This is a genomic window from Caballeronia glathei (assembly GCF_000698595.1).
GTDB classification, from domain to species: domain Bacteria; phylum Pseudomonadota; class Gammaproteobacteria; order Burkholderiales; family Burkholderiaceae; genus Caballeronia; species Caballeronia glathei.
Genome location: NZ_JFHC01000017.1, coordinates 69904 through 84862 on the forward strand (window position 1 = coordinate 69904; position 14959 = coordinate 84862).

15 protein-coding genes are annotated in these 14959 nt (G+C 61.3%); 5 read left to right on the forward strand and 10 right to left on the reverse strand.

Annotated features, from left to right (window positions below):
- Positions 1-5 precede the first annotated feature (5 nt).
- Entirely contained in the window at positions 6-569 is a 564-nt protein-coding gene (locus BG61_RS13315; RefSeq protein WP_035939728.1) for a toxin-antitoxin system YwqK family antitoxin, read from the forward strand.
- 21 nt (positions 570-590) lie between these two features.
- Here BG61_RS13315 and BG61_RS13320 read toward each other — a convergent pair whose 3' ends face one another.
- From BG61_RS13320 to BG61_RS13345, 6 genes are all read right to left on the reverse strand, one after another.
- Positions 591-986, reverse strand: coding sequence for a DUF4280 domain-containing protein (locus BG61_RS13320; protein WP_035939726.1), 396 nt, complete (start codon positions 984-986; stop codon positions 591-593).
- 259 nt (positions 987-1245) lie between these two features.
- Positions 1246-1677 carry a nuclear transport factor 2 family protein gene (locus BG61_RS13325; RefSeq protein WP_232256432.1) on the reverse strand — a complete coding sequence of 144 codons (432 nt, stop codon included), beginning with the start codon at positions 1675-1677 and terminating at the stop codon, positions 1246-1248.
- 52 nt (positions 1678-1729) lie between these two features.
- Positions 1730-2224, reverse strand: a complete 495-nt coding sequence (locus BG61_RS13330; RefSeq protein ID WP_035939725.1) for a cupin domain-containing protein — start codon at positions 2222-2224, stop codon at positions 1730-1732.
- 54 nt (positions 2225-2278) lie between these two features.
- Entirely contained in the window at positions 2279-3118 is an 840-nt protein-coding gene (locus tag BG61_RS13335) for a fumarylacetoacetate hydrolase family protein (RefSeq protein ID WP_035939722.1), read from the reverse strand.
- Position 3119: 1 nt separating this feature from the next.
- Positions 3120-3794, reverse strand: coding sequence for a polysaccharide deacetylase family protein (locus BG61_RS13340; protein ID WP_035939720.1), 675 nt, complete (start codon positions 3792-3794; stop codon positions 3120-3122).
- The gene (locus tag BG61_RS13345; protein ID WP_035939717.1) at positions 3791-4537 is read right to left on the reverse strand and encodes a GntR family transcriptional regulator; all 747 of its coding nucleotides are present in this window, start codon (positions 4535-4537) and stop codon (positions 3791-3793) included. Before BG61_RS13345 ends, BG61_RS13340 begins: the two co-directional genes overlap by 4 nt.
- A 392-nt stretch (positions 4538-4929) precedes the next feature.
- On the opposite strand from BG61_RS13345, the gene BG61_RS13355 reads away from it, so the two are divergent.
- The gene (locus BG61_RS13355) at positions 4930-5484 is read left to right on the forward strand and encodes a cytochrome b (protein WP_035939716.1); all 555 of its coding nucleotides are present in this window, start codon (positions 4930-4932) and stop codon (positions 5482-5484) included.
- Between the two features lie 86 nt (positions 5485-5570).
- Positions 5571-6746 (forward strand): porin, encoded by a 1176-nt coding sequence (locus tag BG61_RS13360; protein WP_035939715.1) that lies wholly within the window; start codon positions 5571-5573, stop codon positions 6744-6746.
- Positions 6747-6986: 240 nt separating this feature from the next.
- On the opposite strand, the gene BG61_RS13365 is transcribed toward BG61_RS13360, so the two are convergent.
- The 4 genes from BG61_RS13365 to BG61_RS13380 all read right to left on the reverse strand — a co-directional run bounded on the left by BG61_RS13365 (position 6987) and on the right by BG61_RS13380 (position 11740).
- Positions 6987-7664, reverse strand: coding sequence for a DsbA family oxidoreductase (locus BG61_RS13365; protein WP_051672487.1), 678 nt, complete (start codon positions 7662-7664; stop codon positions 6987-6989).
- A 239-nt stretch (positions 7665-7903) separates the two neighbouring features.
- Complete coding sequence (locus tag BG61_RS13370; protein ID WP_035939714.1) at positions 7904-8443, reverse strand: DUF4142 domain-containing protein; 540 nt, start codon at positions 8441-8443, stop codon at positions 7904-7906.
- Between the two features lie 612 nt (positions 8444-9055).
- Positions 9056-10414 carry a C4-dicarboxylate transporter DctA gene (dctA, locus tag BG61_RS13375; protein ID WP_051672488.1) on the reverse strand — a complete coding sequence of 453 codons (1359 nt, stop codon included), beginning with the start codon at positions 10412-10414 and terminating at the stop codon, positions 9056-9058.
- 159 nt (positions 10415-10573) lie between these two features.
- Entirely contained in the window at positions 10574-11740 is a 1167-nt protein-coding gene (locus BG61_RS13380; protein ID WP_035939712.1) for a mandelate racemase/muconate lactonizing enzyme family protein, read from the reverse strand.
- Between the two features lie 115 nt (positions 11741-11855).
- Between BG61_RS13380 and BG61_RS13385 the strand changes: the two genes are divergently transcribed.
- Together BG61_RS13385 and BG61_RS13390 are read left to right on the forward strand one after the other, a co-directional pair.
- On the forward strand, positions 11856-12812 hold the full coding sequence (locus tag BG61_RS13385) for a LysR family transcriptional regulator (protein ID WP_035939710.1): 957 nt from the start codon (positions 11856-11858) through the stop codon (positions 12810-12812).
- A 619-nt stretch (positions 12813-13431) separates the two neighbouring features.
- Positions 13432-14826 carry an MFS transporter gene (locus BG61_RS13390; RefSeq protein ID WP_052040603.1) on the forward strand — a complete coding sequence of 465 codons (1395 nt, stop codon included), beginning with the start codon at positions 13432-13434 and terminating at the stop codon, positions 14824-14826.
- Positions 14827-14959: the final 133 nt, after the last annotated feature.

The following is a 14959-nucleotide window of genomic DNA, read 5'->3' on the forward strand; positions in this document are numbered from 1 at the left end:
CGGCGATGACGAAAGTCCGGGAACGATTGCAGGACGTATCCATCGAACGCGGCGACTCGCGAATCGAAGGCACGACGCTCGACGGCGCGCTGCACGGCACCGCGCGCGTGCAGGTGGACGGCGTGATCGTTGCGGAGCAGCGCTATGCGCGCGGCGCGCTGCACGGACCCGCTACGCTGATGCACCCGGACGGCTCCGTGGCAGCCCGGCTGAATTACGCCGACGACAAACTCGACGGCAAAGCCGTATATTTCCTGCCGGATGGACGCATCCAGCGCGAGGCGCACTATGCACGGGGCTTGTTGCACGGCCCATGCAAGACGTGGCTGCCGGACGGAACGCTGCTCGAACACGCGATTTACCGGCAAGGCAAGCTGCAAGGCGTGCAACTACGCTTTCATCCGAATAGCCGGCTTGCGGAACGGCAAGTGTTCAACTCGGGCAAGCCCATCGAGCCCGCCGAGCGATACGCGCGCGACGGCCGCCCGCTCGGTGCTGACGGCAAACCGCTGTCGCGCTGGCGGAACTGGTGGCGTGCCGTGCTTGGGCCGCCCGGCGCATCGGGCTGAGCCGAGCGCGACGCAAGCGTTTCAAGCCACCAGCGTGGTCATCTGCCCGGGCTGGGCGACCGTGATGACGCCGCCCCACATGCAGACGAGCATGCCTTGTGCGTTGAGCGCCGGCATCGATCCGATCAGCACAGTCGGCGCACCGCCGGGAATCCACGGAGACGGCGTAGCCGGTACGCATGGCATCGGCGTGAACACCCCGAGCTTGGCCGCTGTAGCCGCGATCACCGTGGGATTGGCCGGGCTTTGACAAAGGGCAAACGGCGTGATGTTGACAATCGGAATGGCATCGGCAACGGTCGCAGCGGGAACGCCTCCAACCATCGTGCGATTGGCGGGCAGTACGTTCAGCGTCCCCGGCGCGCCGCCGAACGAGCACTGCAAGGCGGCACCTGCGCATACTTGTGGACTCGACATGGGTATCGTCAGATCTCGCGAACGAATGTGTTTCTGGTCGAACTGCGGGTGGATCGTGCGGGAGCACGTTCGACCGAGAATAGTGTCTCCGGCAATCCGGTGCAAGCCCTCACGCTGCGCTTGAGGCGATACGGCATGTCGACGCGATGCTCGACAGACAAGGGCTTCCGCGCGTCTGCTCCGTGACCCCGAACTGCACAGGATGTCGTGCTTCCGCCTTGCATCCCGGAGGCGAACCCGGTCGGCAACCGAAGATGCGCTAGCCCTTGCCGCGGAACCGCACAGACACCTTTCGCCTGGCGATTCGCCATCCGTGCGCGGTCCGCCGATAGTCATCCGTGTATTGCGCCACGAGATCAGGAATGGCGGGTGGAAGTCCTTCCCGATGTGCCAAACCTTCGGAACGGAAAACTGTCACATATGAGCGGCCCGTTGCGCTGTCTGCGTCCAGAACGTTGACCAGCACATTGGAGCAAAGGTGCAGCGTAGTGATATCGGTACGCCGCCCCGTAAAGAATGCGCGCAGCTGCTCATGTCCGGTGAGTGGCGCATGGCCCTCGCGGTCCCACACGGCATCGGCTGTAAAGACTTCGACGAACCTGTCTGCATCGCAATCGTCGACGGCATAGCAATATTCGTCGACGAGCCGGCAGCATGCGCGTTCCGCACTCGAGATCTCTTCCTGCGTCATCAATTCAATATCTCCGTCCGGCCGGGATAGGTGCTCGACATCGAACGACCACTTATTCCCGCGCTTCTTTCGCGGGAAATGCCGTGTCGTGTTGACGACTCAGTTCCACGATCGTATCGGCATCGAATCCGCCACCCGCACCGAGTTCGTGAATGGTTCGAAAGTATCTGTCCTGTCCACCGGGGATACTCCAGTCGAGCATCGCGGCAGTTTCGGTTCCCACGTTCCGAAAGGCATGAACGACCCCACGAGGAATGAAACACAAGGCGCCCCGGCCGACCTCGCGCGTAACGTCTCCCACCGTTATCTCGTAGGTGCCCTCGAGCACGAGGAAGTATTCCTCCTGCTCGAAATGCACATGGTCGATCGGGCCCTGCCCCGGCTCATGCTTCGCGTACACCGCTGCCAACGCGCCTCCGGTTTGTTCGGCGGTCAGCATGATGCGCATATCGATACCGAATGGGCGAACGGCCTCCCCTTCGTCCGGTGTCACGATAAACGGCTGCAATGAAGAACCTGTCCGCGTATCGGCAATTCCTGTGCTCATTTGATGTCTCCGCAGGCGCGCTGGCCTGTCAGGCCCGGCCATCGCCGGGCTGTTTTATTCGGCGATCACCGGGTTGCGCAAGATGCCAACGCCGGATATCTCGACCTCGACCACGTCGCCATCCTTCATCCAGAGCGGTGGCTGATGATAGGCGCCTACGCCGCTCGGCGTTCCAGTCACGATGACATCGCCCGGAACGAGTTCGGTAAATGTGGAGCAGTAAGCGATGATCTCTGGAATCGAAAAAATGAGATCGGATACCGGTGATTGCTGAACGACCCGGCCATTCAGCCGTGTGACGAGCGTCATGTCGTCGGGATCCCCGGCCTCGTCTGGCGTGACCAGCCATGGGCCAAAGCCGCCCGTTGCGACAAAATTCTTGCCCGGCCCGAACTGCGATGTATGCCACTGGTAATCGCGCAGGCTGCCATCGTTGTAGCAGCTGTAACCGGCGATGTAGCCGGCTGCCGCGGTGACCGGGATGTGGCGGCCACGCCGTCCAATGACGACTGCAAGCTCACCTTCGTAGTCGAAGTCTTCGGACACTTTCGGTACGACCAGCGGCTGCCGGGATCCCACCTGACTGTTTGCGAACCGCGTGAAAACGGGCGGATATTTGGGGGCCTCGAAGCCCGACTCGACCTGATGCGCACGATAATTCAGACCGATACAAATGATCTTGTCCGGGTCAGGAATCACCGGCAGAAGCTGCACTGCGTCGAGCGGATGCTTGCGGCCCTCCCGAGCCTTCTCTGCGACGTTCGCTTGCAGATCGCGGGTTGTGTTCGACAAGAGCGCCTTTAACGAATTTACGCCCTCAAGTTCAACAATGATGTCATCGGCTACAACGCCGACGGCTTGCCGTTCATCGGTAACAAAGCTTGCCAGTCGCAAGTTAACACTCCTTGGTAGATAGGAATTCCGGGTCGGATACGTACGGCGTCAGCGAGGTTCGCTCGATGCCGCGATTCAGGGGCAAGCAGGACTCGGGAAATGCCTGGACGAAGCGACCTCCGCGCATTCGGATGGCCCAGATGAAACGTTCGAGGTTGTTCATGGCACCTGTCGGAAGATCGTGCAGGACGACTGCGGCGTGCTCTTGCGAGACGCACTGCTCCACGGCAGTGTCTACCCAGCCATCCGGATAGAGCCAGTCCTCCGGTATCGCATTCCATAGCACGACGCTGTAGCCACCCTCCTTCAGATAATTCGCCGCGGCGGCACTCAGCAAAGACGGCCCAAGCGTGCCGTCACCACCGGTCGGACGGAACAGCCTGTTCTCATGCGCGGCATCACCGATCAACTCCTGCGTGCGCCCGATTTCAAACTCGGCGGTCTTTCGGTCAGGCGTGGTGCCCAGCGGCACGTGGCTGAAGGTGTGATTGCCGACCCAGTGCCCCTCATCGCGCGCACGGCGCAACAGCGGCTTGCGCGTTCCATCCACGAGCTTTTCCCCCAGTACGAAGAACGTCGCCTGGATGTCGTGCCGGCGAAGCACGTCGAGTACAAAGGGGGTGACCTCGGGCTCGGGGCCGTTATCGAATGTGAGCGTAACGTCGAATTCGCTCATGACGTGGCCTGCTCCGCATCAGGGGATGCCGCCGCCGGAGCCTCCAGCAGGATCTTCGTCGTCTTGTTGAAGTGCCTCGCAATCAGTGCCACGGCGGCGGCTGCGTCGCGATCGATCACCGCTTCCATGATCTGCCTGTGTTCTTCGTTCAGGTTGCGCTCGCCCGGGTGGTACGACACCGACAGCTTTCGATAGCGCTCGGACTGTTCAATCAACGCCTCGCGAATCGACAGCAGCCGGGGCGACCCGCACGCGCCGACGAGCGAGGCGTGAAAACGTTGATGCACCGCGGACCAGTCGGCCATCAACGGCTGAAGGTGCTTTTGCTCCAGAGGCGTGGCCTTCTGCAATTCGTGAAACGCGCCGACGATCGCGCCTTCCCAGGCAGCATCGCCTCGCTCGATCGACGCCTTGATGGCGAGACTCTCTATTTCGATCCGTACGCGGGTCAAGTCCTTCAAATCCTCTTGCGACACGGGCGTTACGCGGAACCCGCGCTGGTCGAACGACTGGGCGAGACCCTCGGATGCAAGCCGGGAAAGCGCCTCGCGCACGGCTGCACGGCTGATGCCCAGTCGCTCGGCCAGCAGGACCGAATGCAGCCTCGAACCTGGCAGCAGCCTGCCCTCGAGAATGTCCGCCCTGATCACCTCAAACGCGTAGCGCGCGCGGCTTTTGCTGCCCGTTCCAGCGGCTTCGGGTAGCTCCTTCGCGGTTCCGCCCAATTCAATCCCATCGGTCACGCTTCCTCCTTCTCAATCGCGTAATGACGACATTTTATACGAATGTCACTCGTCTCAAGGACCGCGTAAACACCTATCCACTTATCCAGAAAGAAAACTCATATTCTCGACTTGTCATAAATGTCGACATTTACAAGTATGAACGACATTTTTAAATCACGCAATGACGGCAAAGCAGTGGCGCGACCAGGCGCCTCGAACAGCAGAGAAATCAAGGTGTTCAGGAGATAGATATGGAACCAGGAAACGTAGAACCGGAACCCGGTGTGCTCTTGCCGCGGCACACGGCGCAGGTGCCGGCATCCGTATCCGTTCGTTGATCCCGACAGATCGAGTACCGCGCAAGGAGCCACGCTTGGCCCACGACTAGCAACCAAAAGGAGGAGACAGCAATGACAAACACGGAGTACACGGGCGTCGCGAAGGCGCTTCACTGGATGATGGCGCTCATTGTCATCGTGGCTTGGATCGTCGGGTACTACTCGTCCACGCTGCCGTTGTCGCAGAAGATTGAAACCGGAAGCGTGACGCTGCATAAGGCGATCGCAACCGTCACCTTGTTCCTGCTCGCGGCACGCATTCTCTGGAGACTGAGTCACCGGACTCCGGAAGCGCCTTCCACGATGTCGAAGCGGGCCCAGGTTGCGGCACGTGCGGGCCACCTCTTGCTGTACCTGTGCATGTTCAGTCTGCCGCTTTCCGGATGGGCGTGGACCTCCGCTGCGGGCTTCACGGTTCCGGTCGCAGGCTTGTTCCACCTTCCGCCCATTGTCGCCACGAATGCATCGGTCGCCGCGACCCTGGGCGCCGTGCATATGACGCTCGCCTATACGACGGCCGCACTGGTTGCCGGCCACATCCTCATGGCCTTTAAGCACCACTTCGTCGACCGGGACGGCGTTCTGATTTCGATGATGCCGAAAACAAGCCGCCGCTCGCGCAACTGACTACGACGCCAACCGAACGCGCAGGTATGGGGCTGAGCGGAGCGCATGGCGCCCGCCGTCCCGCACATCGGAATCGACGAGGAGACATGGAATTGAAACGAATTGCACTTGCCGCGAGCAGTTGCGTCTGCATCGCTGCACATGCCCAGAGCAGCGTGACGCTGTACGGAATTCTCGATAACGGGATATCTTTCGTCAGCAACCAGAAGACAGCGTCGGGCGGCGGTCACAGCGCCTGGATGGCGTCGACGGGAAACATTGTCGGCGACCGATGGGGCCTGACCGGTGCAGAAGATCTGGGCGGAGGTCTCAAGGCGCTATTCAAGCTTGAAAACGGCTATTCCGGACAAACCGGAAAATTGCAGCAGGGAGGGCGCCTGTTTGGAAGGCAATCGTGGGTCGGTTTGTCGAGTTCCGATGCAGGCACGGTGACGCTTGGTCGCCAATATGACTCGGTGGTCGACTATCTCGGGCCGCGAAGCCTCGCGCAGACCTTCTACGGCGGACTTGAGTTTGCCCATCCATTCGACAACGACAACATTTCCGATTTCTTTCGCCTCGACAACTCGATCAAGTTTGCCAGTGCCGGCTACCATGGCCTGACGTTTGGCGGACTGTACGCGTTCTCGAACCAGGCCGGTGGATTCGCCGTCAATCGTGCCTATAGCGCCGGAGCGGCCTACAAAAACGGACCGCTATCGCTGAGCGCCGCGTACATGCAGCTTGATGAGCCCGGCAACGGTGCAGTCGGTGCGCTCGACGGGTCGACGGCGTCGGGCGATGCAACGTTCCACGGCAGCCGTCAACGGGTTTGGGGGGCAGGCGCGAGCTATGCGCTGGGCGCTGCCACCTTTGGATTCGTTTGGACCCAGACCACGGTTGCCGACGCGACCGGTGTGAACATCGGCTCCTCGCTGGCTCCTGCGCAAACAGGTACACCAACTGATCTGCGCTTCTCCAACTATGAAATCAACGCTCGCTATCTTTTGACACCTTCATGGGGTGTCGCCGCGTCGTACACGTTCACGGACGGACGCTACTCGAACGCGACAATCGACGCAAAGCCGCGCTGGAATCAGTTCAACCTGCTGACGTCCTACGCCCTGTCCAAGCTTACGGACGTCTACCTGATGTGTGAATACCAACATGTCACCGGCGCGGCGGGGACGATATTTCGCGGCGCGTTCATCGAGGGCAGCGGCGGGGCCTCCGCGACGAACAAGCAGTTCCTCGCGAGCGCCGGGTTGCGAATCAGGTTCTGACGAACGGGTATCGCGCGGGGTCTGCGTTGCTTGCTAAAACCCTGCGCGAAGATGGCGGAATTCAGACCGTGCGGTAGTCGGTCACCAAGGTGCTGCTTCCCGCGTTGCTTGCGATCATCGAAACGCCATGAGCATCGACATCAGCGTCATCCTCGCGCGAGCGTCCGGCGAGGACCATGAAAATCAGCGTGCGCTTGGCCGGCGCAGGATCACCCGGGCAGCAAGGCAGCTTGTACGCGCTTATTCTCGAAGCGACTGCAACATGGCCTCGAGCAGCGCATCGGGCGATGCCGCGCCCGACAAGACAGACGACTCGTCGAACACAAACAACGGGACCCCGCCGATACGGAACTCGGGTTGCATGACCCCCTTTGTCCGGCGGTTTGAGCCTTCCAGATGCTCGATCAGGCTCCCATGCTCCAATCCGCAGTCGAGTCCTAGCTGCTCCAGCGCGGACAAGTCGCCAATGTCCTTGCCTTCCACGAAGTAAGCCACGAACAGACTTTCGATCAGGTCCGCCTGCTGCGCTTCGTCCCCGTGTTCTGCCGCGTACGCGATCAGGTTGTGTGCGGCTGCGGTATTCGGCATCACGTCGATGCGCTCGAACCGGAAGTCGATGCCCGCAGCCCTGCCTGCCTCCTTTACCTGTGCCCGCCGCGCAGCAACGTTTTCCGCACTGCCAAGGCGCGCGACATAGAACGCCTGATATGCCACACCGTCAGAAGGTATGTCGGGCAGAAGTTGATGCGAGCGCCATGTCACGCTGAGATTCACGTCCGCATACATTTCGGCGAACTGCTTCATGGCGGCATTGAGGTGGCGCTTGCCTATGAGGCACCAGGGACAAACGAAGTCGAAGAATACCTCGATCTTCAACGAGCGTCCCTGCGATGCATAGGTCTGGTTGCTCTGCTTCACCGACAGTCCTTTTTGGTTCGGGGTTGTTCGCCAGGTCCCGCGAACAGGCATCTCGCCGCAGGGCTGTCGATATGCTGAACGACGCTCACGTGCGCCGCTGCCCGTGCCAGATCATGAAGACTGCCGGTCAGGCCTGGCGCGCCACTACGTTGTGGACTTTCGCATCATAGTGGCAGGACGCTTCGTGTACCCCTCTCGCAGAGGGAGGGGTAGACATGGATGCGATCCGGCCGCGCAGATCATCGTCCAAACCCGGGGCGTTCCAGCGCCAGTTGCAACCGGTGGGCCTGGTCGAGATGGAAAATGAAAGACGGGCGAGACCGGACCAGCAACGTCTTCAATTCCGTGTTCGTCGTGGACCGAATGAAGGCGTCAACGGATTTGACCAGTCGATGCAGGAAGATCACCTCGCGATCGAGGTATGTCTGGTCGAACTCCCGAGCTTCGACTGCGTTGAGCCTCGCAACGTCGTCGTAGCTCTGCCGCGTCAGCGCATCGCTGATCCCGCTTCGTTGCGGGGTCGCCGCAAGCCTCTGCATCAATCCGGCGGCTTCCTCGTTGACCTGTCGATGCTCGTCTACGATCCGACTCGCGAAGCTCTGCACGCTTCTCGACTGTGTTCTGCGCAAAGCCGTCTGGCCGGCCGCGATCTCCGCCTGGTTCGCTACAAGGATGATGCCGACGATTTGCGCATCGTTCAGACGTGCCTCCTCGCCAAATGCGCAAATCGCCGATACGAGGAGCAGCAACAGCGCTCCAGCCGCATGTCTCGCGTTCATTGCTCCCCTCGTATTCGAGTTCCGGTCTTGACGCACCATTCACTGAGCGCGTCTGGAGCCCGGTAGACATGCTACGCCGGCCTCGAATGCTGCGTGCGCGCTGACGCGATACGGACCCCGCCGCCCTATGGAGCGGGGCATTCAACGTCTCGTTACCCGGCATCCGTCAAGGTGCCTGTCCCGCTCCAGCTTACCCGATAGCGGGCGTTCAATAAGCGCATTGGTGTTTGCCAATTACTTTACATCGACAACATGGAAACTACCCTTGGTTGTTGCAGCGACGATCGCTCTTGCCGCGCTCGCGGTTTCTACTGAGCAATGATGAGGCAAAAGGCACTGTGGTCAGTTGTCGGGTGCATTGCTGATATTGCAGTCTTGTCTTGCGGAATTGGAGGACGCAATCATGCAATAAGGCTCGCCGGGGTCCGGGCGCTCGACCATCGAGTCTTGGCATCGGTCCGGCAGCCATGTCAAACATCCTTCACCCGAATCTGGTACCGGACTAGAGATCAAGTGCCGAAATTCGACTGCGGCAAGAGCGCGATCTTCGCCGCGATGCCGAAGCGGCGCACTTCCTCCACCGCCATGAAAGGCGAGTGGAACGCCAGCGAGTCAGTGAACGTGCGGGCGGGCGATCGGTTCTGGCACCGCCCTTGGCTGACCTGCTGGCTGCCCGATCGGCTCCAAGGCATCGATGCTCGTGTCGCCCTTGCGGTCGAGCATCGCTCGCGCTGTCTTCATGTCGAGCTCGCCCTCCCACCGGGCCACGACGACGGTCGCAACCCCGTTGCCGATCAGGTTGGTGACTGCGCGTGCTTCGTTCAGGAACCGGTCGACGCCGAGCAAAAGCACCAGTCCTTCCACCGGAATCTTGTGCATCGTAGCGAGCGTTGCCGCCAATGCCACGAACCCGGCTCCGGCCACACCCGCCGATCCCTTCGACGTCAGCAAGAGCACGCCCAGCACCAGCAACTGATCCCAGAGCGTCAGATGCACGTTCATCGCCTGCGCAATGAACATCGCCGCCATCGTAAGGTAGATCGCCGTTCCATCGGCGTTGAAGGTATAGCCTGTCGGCAATACCATCCCGACGACGGGCCGCGAGCAGCCCATCTTCTCCATCTTGATGAGCATCTGCGGGAGAACCGCTTCAGTCGACGCCGTGCCGAGGGTAATGAAGAGTTCGTCCTTGATGTAGCGGAGAAACTTCCACAGCGACAACCCGCACATGCGCATGACCAGGCCAAGCACGACGACCACGAAAAAGATCGATGTCAGATACAGGCACAGCATCAGCTGACCGAAGGAGGCCAGCGTGCCGATCCCGTACTTGGCGATGGTGAACGCCATGCCGCCGAACGCGCCGATCGGTGCGACATACATCACGATCCGGACCACGCCGAACATGCCCTGCAGGAACATGTCGAGCATGTCCACGAACGGCGCGGTGCGCGGACCCAGCTTGGCGAGTGCGATTGCGAGCAATACCGAGAAGAAAATGACGGGCAGAATCTCCCCGTTCGCGAACGCGCCGACGATGCTGTTCGGCACGATGCTCATGAAGAAATCGAGCATCCCGTGTTGCTTCGCCGCCTGGGTGTAAGTGGCAATGGCCGAACTGTCGATATGGGCGGGGTCGATGTTCATGCCGGCGCCCGGCTTGATGATGTTCACGACCACGAGGCCGACCACGAGCGCGATCGTCGATGCGATTTCGAAGTACAGGACCGCTTTGACGCCCACCCGACCCGCCTCATGAAGGTTACTCATGCGGGCAATGCCGACCACGACGGACGCGAAGATGATCGGAGCAAGCAGCATCCGGATCAGTTTGATGAAGAGATCCCCGAGCGGCTTGAGTTGCGAGCCGATATCGGGGTAGAAGTGCCCAAGCAGAATGCCGGCGATGATGCCGATGAGAACCTGTACGTAGAGCTTGGAAAGCGATTTCCTGATCGTTGATACCAGCATGTCTGTCTCCTATGCATGGCGTCTTTTAATGAAATCCAGGCGAGCGCCCACAGCGGTAGTCCGCTGCGGTGAGCACGAAGGGATTTCGCCTGCGTTCTTTTGTTTTTTTGTGAACGCTGCGCGGACGCTGTGCGTCGGCGCTTTTTTCCGGTTGAAGGCTTATGCGGACAGCTTCTGCATCTCGGCGAAGAGATCGGCTTTTCCTTCGAAGCCGATGCCGGGTATGTCCGGCATGGTGATGTAGCCGTTGTCGACCTTGACGCCGTCGGGGAAACCGCCGTACGGCTGGAACAGGTCCGGATAGGATTCGTTGCCGCCAAGACCGAGACCGGCAGCGATATTCAGCGACATCTGGTGTCCGCCGTGCGGGATGCAGCGGCTCGGCGACCAGCCGTGCTGACGCAGCATGTCGAGCGTGCGCAGATACTCGACGAGACCGTAGCTCAGCGCACAGTCGAACTGCAGCCAGTCGCGGTCGGGGCGCATGCCGCCGTATCGGATCAGGTTGCGGGCGTCCTGCATCGAGAACAGGTCTTCGCCGGTTGCCATGGGCTTGTCGTAATAGTTGCGCAGCGTGGCCTGCAATTCGTAGTCGAGCGGATCGCCCGGCTCCTCGTACCAGAACAGGTCGTACTGCGAGAGGGCCTTCGCGTATTGGATGGCGGTATCGAGATCGAAGCGGCCGTTGGCATCGACCGCCAGCTTCTGGCCGTCGCCGAGCACGCTCAGGATCGAATCGATGCGGCGCAGGTCTTCATCGAGCGACGCGCCGCCAATCTTCTTCTTCACGACCGTATAGCCGCGGTCGATGTAGCTGCGCATCTCGTCCTTGAGCTTGCCGTGATCCTGGCCCGGATAGTAGTAGCCGCCTGCCGCGTACACGAAGATCTTGCGGTCGGGCTGGCCATTGCCGTAGCGGTCGGCGAGCAACTGGAAGAGCGGCTTGCCTTCGATCTTCGCCACGGCATCCCACACGGCCATGTCGATCGTGCCGATCGCGACCGAGCGCTCTCCGTGACCGCCGGGCTTTTCGTTCGTGAACATCGTCGCCCAGATCTTGTGGGGATCGAGGTTGTCGCCGGCATCGTTCACGAACGTCGCCGGATCGGCTTCGAGAATCCGCGGAATGAAACGCTCGCGCATCAGCTTGCCCTGGCCGTAGCGGCCGTTCGAGTTGAAGCCGTAGCCAACGACCGGCTTGCCGTCACGGATGACGTCCGTCACGACGGCGACGAGACTCAGCGTCATCTTGCTGAAGTCGATATAGGCATTGCGGATCGGCGAACTGATCGGAACGGTCTTCTCGCGGATTTCAACGATTCTCATGGTGTCTCCTGGTAAGCATCACGCGTTGCCGATGCAACGGGCTGTAGGAGTCGCTAGGTTATTCGCGAAAAGCGGAGTTAAGATTCACCTATATTCATTTCATTTTTCACTAAAAGTGACTACTGATTCTGCATCCGACTTTGAGTTCTTCATACTTCTCGCGAAGCTGAAGAGCATGTCGGGCGCGGCGCGCGCGCTCGATCTGACCCCTCCCGCGGCAACCAAGCGGCTCGGAATCATGGAGCGGCGGCTTGGAGCGCGGCTGGTCAACAGGACGACACGAAGCGTCAGTCTTACGCCTGAGGGCGAAACCTACCTGCGTTACGCGACGCAAATAGTCGGGCAGGTTCGCGAGATGGAAGAAGCGATTTCCGGCGCGCGAGGCGATCCGCAGGGTCTGTTGCGGGTGAACGCGACCCTTGGCTTCGGACGAACGACGATAGCCCCGCTCGTGTCCGAGTTCGCCAAGCGCTTCCCTCACGTCGAGATCCAGTTCGAGGTAACAGACCGGCCTGTCGACCTGGTGGAGGGTGCGTTCGATATGGCAATACGGTTCGGGGAACTGCCCGACCGCCGGCTCAGTGCGCGGCGCATCATGAGCAATCGCCGCTTTCTTTGCGCGTCGCCGAAATATCTCGAACGCTTCGGAACACCCGAGCGCGTCGAAGATCTACTGCAGCACCGTTGCATCATTCATCGGCAGAACGACGACGCGTATGGAGTGTGGCGGTACATCGTGAACGACCACACGGAAGCGCTGAAAGTGAAAGGTGCACTCTCCAGCAACGATGGCGACATCGTGCTGCGGTGGGCTCTTGACGGGCACGGAATCCTGATCCGATCGGAATGGGATCTGGCCAAGTACGTGCAGAGTGGACGTCTCAAGCTGGTGCTGCCGAATACGGTCCTGCCCTCGGCCGACCTCTTTGTTTATTATCCTGGCCAGCGCAACCAGACGACTCGCGCCCGGGCATTCATCGACTTTCTGGTCGATCACTTCCAGGCGCCATTCATCCCCGTCGACGCCAGCGAATTTGTTCGCGATCGGAGTAAAAAAAACAGTCGAAGGTGACGCTCGCGTATGCATCGTGAGTTCGGCCGCGCGTACACGCCCGGCTACATGCCTTTCTGCTTGACCTTAAATCTGCCGTGGCGTGGCAGTGCCCCACGTCATTCCGTCGTGCTCGGATTCCAGAACTTTCGATAGCGGCGTTTCAGATCATGCGCGCCGTATCGCGAGTGCGACCATGCGTCCGTGACATGAGAAATCGAGCGAAGGTGCCCCGCAGTGGCCGGCCGGGACACCCTGCCCCGTTGACGACGGGACGTCGCCGTACAGGACTCGAAACCGGTGAATGACTCGCCGCTACGGAACGTTGGTCCTTAATTGCGTCAGAGACTTCCAAACGATCGACTTCGTGCCGGGTGGCCCGGACGCGGATGTCGCATCCTTTACACCGTTGTCCAGCAAGCGATCGAGGTCTTCGAGCGGCCGGATCGAGGCAGCAAACCGGCTCGATGTGGCGCAAAGGCGCGGCCGATCCGCCATGACTCGTCGCCATCGGGCTGCGAGAGGCCGTCCTCACCGCAGCAAGGACCTGGCGGATGCCCTATCATAGCCGCCGCGCCGGTCACCTTCATGCGATCCTCGCATCACAAGCGTGCAGCGCCTCCGATTCATCTGCACTCACATGTCCTCGCTTCCTTCTCGCTCCAGGCAGATCTCGATTCTGCTCACGGTCTCGTGCGGTTTCATCATGGCCATGCTCGACGTGACCGTCGTCAACGTCGCGCTGTCCGACATTCAGCATGACTTCTCGGTGCGACTCGCGTCGCTCGTCTGGGTCGTCGACAGCTATACGCTGACGTTCGCCGCGCTGCTGCTGCTCGGCGGCGCCCTCGCCGACCGGCTGGGCGCACGGCGCGTCTACGTGATCGGCCTTGCGCTGTTCATCTTCGCGTCGGCGCTTTGCGGCGCGGCCGGATCGGTCTCCATCCTGGTCGGCGCGCGCCTCGCGCAAGGGGCCGCGGCAGCGCTGTTCGTGCCAAGTTCCCTGAGCCTCCTGACCGAGTCGTTCGAGGATCGCCACGTGCGGGCAAAGATAGTCGGCATATGGAGCGCCATCGTCAGTGTCGCGTTCGCGTCGGGACCGCTCGTCGGCGGAGTGCTCGTGCATCGCTTCGGCTGGCGCAGCATCTTCTACCTGAACCTGCCGGTGGGGCTGGTCGGCATCGCGCTGGCATTCGCTTTCCTGCGCCCGTCGCGCCGCAAGGCCCACGCGCTCGACATGCCAAGCCATGCGCTCGTGATGATCGCGCTCGCCGCACTGAGCTTCGTGCTGATCGAAGGGCCCGGTTTCGGATGGTCCAGCCCGGCGATCATCGGTGCCGCCCTGCTGGTGCCTTTCGTGCTGCTGCTCGCGATCATCCGTGAACGGCGCACGCAGACGCCGGTCATCCCGGCGGGCCTCGCGCGCAACGGCACCTTCTGGGCGCTCAATGGGATCGGTTCGTGCATGAACGTGGTGGTGTTCGGCGAGATCTTCGTGTTGAGCCTCTTTTTGCAGAAAGTCGACGGCGAAACCGCGCTCGGCGCGGGCATCCGCATGCTCCCGGTGATGGCGGTGTTTGCCGTCGCCAACTTCTGTTCCGGTCATCTGTCCGCGCGTCTCGGCGGACGCAGGCTGCTGCTCGGCGGCATCGGGTGCGCGGGCTTTGCGTCGCTCGCCGCGACAGCGCTCGGCACCCGGCTCCCGTATGGCTGGCTGATCGTGCCCATTGCGCTGGTGAACGCGGGGATCGGCTTTGCGGTGCCGGCGATGACGGCCGCCGTCATGCACGAGGCCGGGCAGCGCAACGCGAACATCGGCGCCGCGGTGCTGAACGCGAACAGGCAGATCGGCGCGCTTGCCGGTGTCGCCGGGCTCGGCATCGTCCAGCATCTGACAGGCGACTGGGCAGAGTCGCTGCGTATCGGCTTCGCGATTTTCGTCGCATGTCTTGCGATCGCTTTCATGCTCGCGTGGTGGCGCGTGCACGCCGCGCCGAAAGAGCTGGGTCCGGGCGAAGCGTCGGCCGCCCACTGAAGGCGGTGCCGGTGTGCCGCCCCGATATTGATCGGGCAAAGCTCGTGTTCCCGTGCACTGCCGCTGTCCGTTCTGTTTAAGGAATGCGCAACCTGGTGCGTGCTTCGCCATCGGCCGGTCCGCGCAGCGCACA